Annotated in this window: 7 protein-coding genes; all 7 read right to left on the bottom strand. The window is 36.1% G+C overall.

Annotated features, from left to right (window positions below):
* On the bottom strand, positions 1–209 hold a 209-nt coding region (locus AB0M30_RS47340; protein ID WP_364599223.1), incomplete at its 3' end, for a hypothetical protein.
* 545 nt (positions 210–754) lie between these two features.
* Complete coding sequence (locus tag AB0M30_RS47335) at positions 755–1,666, bottom strand: magnesium transporter CorA family protein (protein ID WP_010891392.1); 912 nt, start codon at positions 1,664–1,666, stop codon at positions 755–757.
* 93 nt (positions 1,667–1,759) lie between these two features.
* Positions 1,760–2,020 carry a hypothetical protein gene (locus AB0M30_RS47330; protein WP_351661596.1) on the bottom strand — a complete coding sequence of 87 codons (261 nt, stop codon included), beginning with the start codon at positions 2,018–2,020 and terminating at the stop codon, positions 1,760–1,762.
* 327 nt (positions 2,021–2,347) lie between these two features.
* Positions 2,348–3,298, bottom strand: coding sequence for a magnesium transporter CorA family protein (locus tag AB0M30_RS47325; protein ID WP_014570897.1), 951 nt, complete (start codon positions 3,296–3,298; stop codon positions 2,348–2,350).
* A gap of 185 nt (positions 3,299–3,483) precedes the next feature.
* Entirely contained in the window at positions 3,484–4,113 is a 630-nt protein-coding gene (locus AB0M30_RS47320; protein WP_357056725.1) for a restriction endonuclease subunit S, read from the bottom strand.
* On the bottom strand, positions 4,101–4,313 hold the full coding sequence (locus AB0M30_RS47315; RefSeq protein WP_200416660.1) for a DNA-binding protein: 213 nt from the start codon (positions 4,311–4,313) through the stop codon (positions 4,101–4,103). Before AB0M30_RS47315 ends, AB0M30_RS47320 begins: the two co-directional genes overlap by 13 nt.
* 412 nt (positions 4,314–4,725) lie before the next feature.
* Positions 4,726–5,552 (bottom strand): RepB family plasmid replication initiator protein (locus AB0M30_RS47310; RefSeq protein ID WP_364599218.1); only part of this gene is annotated, 827 nt, incomplete at its 5' end.

Genomic DNA, 5,552 nt, shown 5'->3' with positions numbered 1-5,552 from the left:
GAAGTTTCACTTTCCCCTTTTATCCCCTTTGGATTGTGTCGATTTGCTTTACGCAAACGCCACCTACCCATTTTATAAAAATAAAATGGGCAAAAGATCTTTCTTTTTGTCATACAAAAAGAAGAAAAAGAGGGACGATTTTCTTCTTCCGAAATCGTCCCTCTTTTTGGATGAACGAACAAAAAATCTCTCGTATTTTGTTTGTTCATCCACTAAAAATATGCGAACAGTATGGCTTCATTCAATTCTGTTCTTACAAGTCAAAAGCATCGAATCGTCCAAGGACGATTCAACAAAAAAAGTAGTCGTTTTTGGACGACTACTAAGTTCTAAACATTCATTACCCAAAATCAATTTGGTCTAACATCGTTTCTCGACTAGCTTGATCTAATCCAAGATACGTTAAGGTCATAGCTTCACTTGAATGGTTTAATAAATTCATCACTAAACCAATATTATAGTTTGACTGCGTATAGACCCGATAAGCGCCTGTTTTACGCATGGTGTGTGTGCCTAGATAGTTGATACCTAATAGATCACCAACACGTGACAAGACCCGGGTTGACCCCAGAGCATAAGGCAGAAAATCCAGTAACGAACAAAAAACGTTCGCTACTGGATTTTTTGTCTTATGTGGCCGGGGTCAGGGTCGTCGGAGCGTATTTCAGAAGCCGAAGGGTGCTCAAAATAGCATAACTGCTCAACTATACACATTCCAAAAAAGTCCCCCACCCAGCAGCAAGTCACTCACCCATCACATCTTCCGCCAGAACTTCAGCATAATCAGCATCGCCACAATCAAGGCGACAGAAATCCCCAAAGTCAGCATCCAAGCATCTTGCATCCCGGCTAACGGGAGTTTCTTCACGTTCATCCCATAGAATCCGGTAATGATCGTTGGCACAGCCATGGTCAGTGACCAAATTGTCAAAAATTTCATTGTATCGTTCAGGTTGTTATTAGCAAGGCTGTTGAGGGTATGATCGATTCGGTCAACGACTTGGGTTTCAATCTCAAACATCCGTTGGACCTGTTCTCCTTCAATTTGCACGTCTTCGAATAAATCAATTTTATCTTGGTCAGCACCGACACCAAAATGGGTCTTTGGCAAACGATCGAGTTCACTGAGATTGGTTTGGACCGCGCTGGACAAAAAGGTCAACGTCTGTTGAAGATATGAAAGTGAAACCAAGTCACTGTTCTTCGTCTTCCGGTTCAACATTTTATCCAAATAGTTGCGTTTCTTGGTAATGGCGCGAGAAATTGGGATAAAACTGACAACAACTGTAAACAGTGTTTGCAGAATAAATGCATCGACGCTCTTAACCTCGGGATTATCCAATGCCGAGTAAAGTGCCGTGTTGACTTCAGGTATGCCGCTTTGATTAAACGTGAATAAAACGCCCTTATGGAGCAACATGCCAAATGGCTGGGTAATGTATCTCAGCGCATCTTTGTCGAGGGCATACGGCGCCAGAAAGATGAATAATTGGTAGTCCTCATTGATATCATAAACATAATTAGTACTTTCATCATTATCAGTGACGTACTCAATAATATCTTCATCGATGCCATACTGATCTTCGAGGGTTGCCCGTTCTTCGGCATTGATTTGAATCGTTTCAATCCATTTGGTTCCATTGATTGTCTTTTCGGGTTTGATCATTTAGTAATTCCCCTGTTAGTTATTAACCTCTATTTTAGACTAAAAGAAAAGAAGCTGCAGACAAATTTTTAAATTGTCAACGATTCCCAACTGCTAAACACTTTTATAAAGAATATAACGGAAACCTTGTCGGGCTGCCATTTTGTCGGTACCGCTCATATCAAAGGTTTCAGCCGTTTTATTAGCAAAATCCTTTTTAATATACACGTCTTTTGCTGTAACTTCTAAATCTGCTAAATAAAGTTTGTTAGGTAGGTTTCGTTTTTTCTTTGGGTTAAATCCTTGCTTGATTTGAAATAATAGTCCTGCTATATATGATCCATTATACCATTTAAACAAAAAAACAGCCCCCATTATCTACCTAGTAGATAACGGGGACTGTTTTAATAGGTTTTCACAGGGGCGATTATATAATTATAGACCCTGAGCTAAGGAATGTACTGATGTTTTCTAGTATAGTCCCTAGTCTGGCATCCCAAACAACTTTTCGTTTATACCCTTATCATGTGACCATTTAATCAACATATCAATTGTCAGAGGATATATGGCTATCTTTGAATATTCTAACTCTCATACTGTGAAGGAAGCCGCTGATGCTAATAAATTATTGAAAGGAACCAGCCTTTTAATAAGTCAACAAAGAAATTCTGCTTTAAATCATATTGGGGTATCACAAATACTTTACAAATATGTTTTGCGTCGCAGCAAAAACCAGCAAATTAGGCTTAGTATAACAGAGATAATCAGCACAGCAAAAACACCATAAGAAGATTTTTCAAACGGGCCATCGACATTGACTCCCCAAAAACCAAAAATGATTGCTGGAATAGTCAAAACGATTGATATCTCTGTTAGAGTTTTCATAATCATGTTTAGCTGATACGAAATCATATTGTTTATCATATTTTCCAAATAATCCAAATATTGACTGTAACCTAAAATAATTCTATCCATTGTGTCGCTTGTATTGTATATCTCATCAATTATTTTTTGGGTGGTAAAATCAATATCATTAATAGTTGTAAAATTTTTTTTAATGAAATCCAGCGCTTTGTGATTAGCGCCATAGGTTGTTGACAAAGCTATCATGTATTTTTGAAGAGTCAATAAATCACCAAACGTTGGTCTGAGTGAACCGGACGTTGATATTTCTGAGTCTAAATCATCAATTTTTTCCTTGACTCCACGAAGGTCGTCAAGCATCACATGGAAATCTTTTTGCATGATCTTTAAAAGTACTTCCTGCATGAAATTATCGACATCATGTAAAACCATATTGGATAAGAGTTCGGGAATGAATTTTAATTTTTGTTTTGTAAAAATTATCAACTTATTTTTAAATACCAAGAAAACAACAGATGTCGTCAGATTATCTAGATGCCCACCTTCATGTATCTCGGGAAACAAATAACTTACGAGCAAACTTTTTTCATCGTTCTGATCTATCATCGTGTCATATGCAACTCGATCATCAAACGTTAGTATATTGTCTATGTTAAAGTCAGATCTATGTTCAAAAGATTCGATATATTCTCGTTCGTCACCATAAACATAAACAACAGACGAATTTTTGATATTTGATTCTGACGAAACTAATAATGTATTTTTTGTTAAAGAATAAGTTTTCAGCATTGTAATCCTCCTGCTTTATATTTTTCTCAAAAATAAATGCGTAATTGTTGTGGAATAAATACGTTATCAGTTTTAAAAACATTTTGTCTTATGTATGATAACCTGCTAAAAATTTTATCTCGCACATTATCTAGACAATCTCGTCTCCAGCTTCTAATGTATTTTCTAATTTATAATTATAGACCCTAAACAAACATCTTTTGTAAAAAGCCTTTTTTCTGTTCTTTCAATAAATCTAACTTACGTTGATGAAGAGCGATAGTATCGTCTAACTGTTTAAAGAATGACCCGATTTTTTGTTGTTCTGAAAGTTCAGGTACCATAATCGACATTTTCGACATTTGCTTACCTGAAACCTCAACAAAAGTAGATCCTGCACCGGTGACTTCCCCATATCGCTTGAGCTCATTAGTTCTTGAAAAAATAAAATAACTATCAAGTTTATTTTGATCAGGAACAATTGATTGAAACCCTTGATTAGTTGTAGCTTCTTTGGCTAATATAGCGGTGTTTCCGATACCAGCACGAGAAGTAAATAAGACGGTTCCTACTGGTAAAATTCGAGCTGAACTCTTCTTTAGACCTAGTTCAGTAATAGTCTTTTTACTTTTACTAACATAACTTTGTTCTCCAATTTCAGCTGGTGCATACCAATCAATATCACCGTCCCAGTATTCAGGGTTCGATGTACTTGGTGTTCCACCACCAACAATATTAGATAATTCTCCTAACTTACGCTCTTCCCAATCATCCGTAAATCCCGGAAACCTTAATTCTGGAACTTTCTTTTTAACTGAATCATCTATTTTCGCCATAGTCCCCACCATTTTCTTGGTTTTTCTTGTTCTTCTATCCTTTTTTGATCTTTGATTTGTTCCTGCAAATTTTCCAACTTCTCTTTAAGAGCGTTCACTTCATCTTTATATTGATTGTCTAAGTGTTTGAATTCTGTTTCCTGTGAGGGCATTTTGAGAGCTTTTAAGCTGTCATTTTCTGCTTTGTATTCTTCTAACAACTTTTTATCTTGTAAGGCTAGTCGTTGTTGCTGATCTAAAAGATTTTGAGTTTGTTTTTGTACGTCTACTAAACTTTTTATCTGTTCGTCTTTAACAGATATTTGATTATCTTTATTCTTTATTTGCTCTTTTAGATAATTGATTCGTTCATTTTTTTCATCAATTAAACTTGTATTTACGGTGTCTAATTTGGTATCTAAATACTGTCTATTTTGGACACCAACACTATCTAATTTAGTTTTAGGGACATATCCAATATTCCCTTTAATCACTTTTATAGCAGCGTTGTTAAGATAGATAGTACCGTCTAATCTCTGTATCAAATTACTATCTAATTTAGATACTTGATAATGAATTTTCTTTTTTGATACACCCAACTCATCCGCAAGCTCTTTGATCGTTTTTAGATTCTCACTCATGGCTTGCTCCTTTACCTCGAACACTTGCACGTTCTGGTTGGTCAAGGTCTTGTAATTTCACAGTTGGCAAATACTGATCAACTGCCTTTTTAAGATACTTTGCAACGTTCCCTTTTGAATAAGGTTCTTGCTTCTCACGAACGTATGAGAGGTGCTTTTTGACCCCCTCAAGTCCTCGTAATGTTTTGAGTTCGTCATACTTTGGATAAACATTTTTTTGCAAGCCAGCCATAAGTGATGTATCTGTCATTTCATAAGGCGATAAAAGGAAATTTTCAAGCAATAACCTTGTATATCTACTTTCTAACGCTTTACCTGCAAGTGTTTGGTTTGATAATTCTTTTTCGGCTTTCGCTTCCTTGTAGGTCTTGTCCTCTAGCTTATAACTGTTATCGTCTGCTCGACGTTTTTTCGTGATATGAAAGACAATAGAATCAATGCTTTTACCTTTTTTCACTTTCTCATAGGCAATATTAAATGAGGTCCGATCATTGATTTCTTCAAGGGGTTTATCTAAAACTTTCTTGCTAAAGTTAGTGAATAATTTGTATTCATTGACCGTGTCCGTCATTTCTCGTAATTCTCGCATGGAAATTGAAGGATTGCGGTAGGCTTCCACTTGTTCTTCTCGGCGCCCGCCCTTGTAACTATAATGCTCGTATTGGTTATAATTCATAGATAACCAACGATACAAAATAATGGAATACTTGCTATTGAGTTCTGCAAGATCAGACAAAGCGTGTTGCGTGAAATTTTGTTTTAAATTGATTAAATACGGCATAATTTCAGGACTAAATCGGATCGTTACCTCATCATGAT

The organism is Amycolatopsis sp. NPDC051716 (assembly GCF_040681595.1).
Classification (GTDB): Bacteria; Actinomycetota; Actinomycetes; order Mycobacteriales; family Pseudonocardiaceae; genus Amycolatopsis.
This window is presented reverse-complemented; position numbering and strand designations above follow the sequence as displayed.